The sequence below is a fragment of the Micromonospora sp. DT41 genome (assembly GCF_049841715.1).
In the GTDB taxonomy this organism is placed as follows: Bacteria; Actinomycetota; Actinomycetes; order Mycobacteriales; family Micromonosporaceae; genus Micromonospora; species Micromonospora profundi.
In genome coordinates this window covers 1-2,007 of the sequence record NZ_JBNCKU010000040.1, presented here as the reverse complement: position 1 = coordinate 2,007, position 2,007 = coordinate 1, and the positions used below count along the sequence as shown (strand labels likewise).

The following is a 2,007-nucleotide window of genomic DNA, read 5'->3' as shown; positions in this document are numbered from 1 at the left end:
ACGTGGCAGGCACTTCGCCATATCTACCGACCCGCTGGACATCCAAGATCACGGCTGCCGTGAAAGGCCGAGGCTAGAAGCGGTGCGGCCAATCCGAGGCGACCGGACCCGCCCCGAAGACATCGCCGCCCTCGCCGCCGCCGGCCCTTGGGATGCCGCGATCGACGCGTCGGGGTACGTGCCAAGGAACACGCTCGACATGGCTCGCACGCTCTCACCCGTAACGGGTCACTACGTCTTCATGTCCACCGTCAGTGTCTACCATGACTGGCCATTGAAGCCCCTCAGCGAGCGGTCCGAGGTGCTCTACTGCCCACCGGACGCCGGCCCCGACTACGGCACTGACAATGAGGACGGGCCGACCCGGTACGGCTACCAGAAAGCCGGCTGCGAGGCAGCAGCCGTCGCCGCGTTCGGACCGGACCGGACCACGATCCTGCGCCCCGGTGTCGTGCTCGGCCCGCGTGAGTACGTCGGCCGCCTGCCGTGGTGGCTGCGCCGCGTGGCTCATGGTGGGAACGTCCTAGCCCCCGGCTCCCCCGACCGCACCATCCAGCCGGTCGACGTGCGCGACCTAGCCGCGTTCGCACTCCACACGATCACCGAAGGTTCCTCCGGCGCGTTCAACGTCTGCGCACCGCAGGACGGTGCCACCTTCGGGGGGCTACTGGCGGACTGCGCCCACGCGACCCAGGCCGACGCCTCCTTCGACTGGGTGCCCGATGAGGTGTTGCTCAGCCAAGGCGTCCGGCAGTGGTCCGAGCTACCGCTCTGGCGCACGTTCGACGGCGTCTGGCGCGTCGACACCACCAAGGCGCAGACAGCCGGCCTACGCTGCCGGCCGCTCTCCCTGACCATCCGCGATACCTGGCGGTGGATGGTGGAGAGCGGCGAGGTTAGCAGCCACGATCGGGCCGCCGAGATCGGCATCAGCCCGGAGAAGGAAGCGCAGGTGTTGGCCGCCTGGCACCGGTCAGGTGAGCGGACGGGCTGAGGTCTCCGACAGCCACACCGAGATGCGGTCGGCGAGCTGGCGCGCGTCGGCGTCGCGGTCCCACGGCGACTGGCTCAGCATGTGCTCGATCCGCGACAGCCGACCGGTCAGCGAGACATTGCGCTTCTGCGGCGGCAGGTCCAGGACGGTACGCAGCGCGTCGGCCGCACCATCCTTGTCCCGCATGTGGAGGTGAGCAGCGGCAACGTCGATCTGTGTCCCGTTGATCTGCGAGTACGGCCGCCTGGGCGACGGCAACGCCTCGTACACCTGCAACGCCTCTCGGGCGTACCTCGCGGCCTGCTCGCCGTTGCGGAGGTCGAGCCATGCCGCCGCCGCACATGCCGCCGCCCGCGCCTCGCCGAATGCGAACTCCCCACCGGTAACGGTGGCAAGCTCGTCGGGTCGATCCGCTGCCGCTTCCCTGTCTCGCTGGGCCGCTTCCAGGACAGCCGCGACTGAATCGGAGTCCGCGAGCAGCGCGTGAGAGCGGGCAGCGACATAGCGGAGCCTCAGTCTCGGCTCGCCCTCCGGTGCCGTCCGCATGGCGCGAGCGAAATAGCTCAGCGCGGAATCCGGTTCGTTGCGCCAGTTGGCAAGTGTCATCTGCAGGCCGTACGTCCACGCCTTCAACGACGCGTGTCCGGCCAGGTCGGCGTACTGCGTTGATGCTCTGGCCAGGGCCGCCGACTCGTTCCAGTGCCCGAGGTCAAAGGCGGTGGAGGCCATCAGGGCAGCACTCTGGCCGATGACCACGTAGAGGTCGGCCAGGTCAACGGGCCGACGGGTGCGCTCGACCAAAGCCCTTGCCTCGTCCCGCAACCGGCGAGCGCTGCTGAACACGTCGAAGGCTGCCATGCCTCCCGATCGGGCGAGCAACGTCACGTCTTCCTGCAAGGAATCGATAGAGTCGTTCGGCAGAGCAAGGCTTATTAGCCTCCGTCTTTCATTAAGCCTGGTGGTTGGTTGGTTGTGGTGTTTCGGGCGAGGTGGCGGTGGTCGTTTTGGTGATG

General features: G+C 67.9%; 2 protein-coding genes. One reads left to right on the top strand and one right to left on the bottom strand.

The annotated features are described in order from the left end of the window. The first annotated feature begins 82 nt into the window (after positions 1 to 82). On the top strand, positions 83 to 994 hold the full coding sequence (locus ACLQ23_RS31480; protein ID WP_425881528.1) for an NAD-dependent epimerase/dehydratase family protein: 912 nt from the start codon (positions 83 to 85) through the stop codon (positions 992 to 994). Here the strand turns inward: ACLQ23_RS31480 and ACLQ23_RS31475 are convergent. Beyond that, the coding region (locus ACLQ23_RS31475; protein ID WP_425881527.1) for a hypothetical protein at positions 974 to 2,007 on the bottom strand (1,034 nt) is incomplete at its 5' end. The genes ACLQ23_RS31480 and ACLQ23_RS31475 overlap by 21 nt on opposite strands.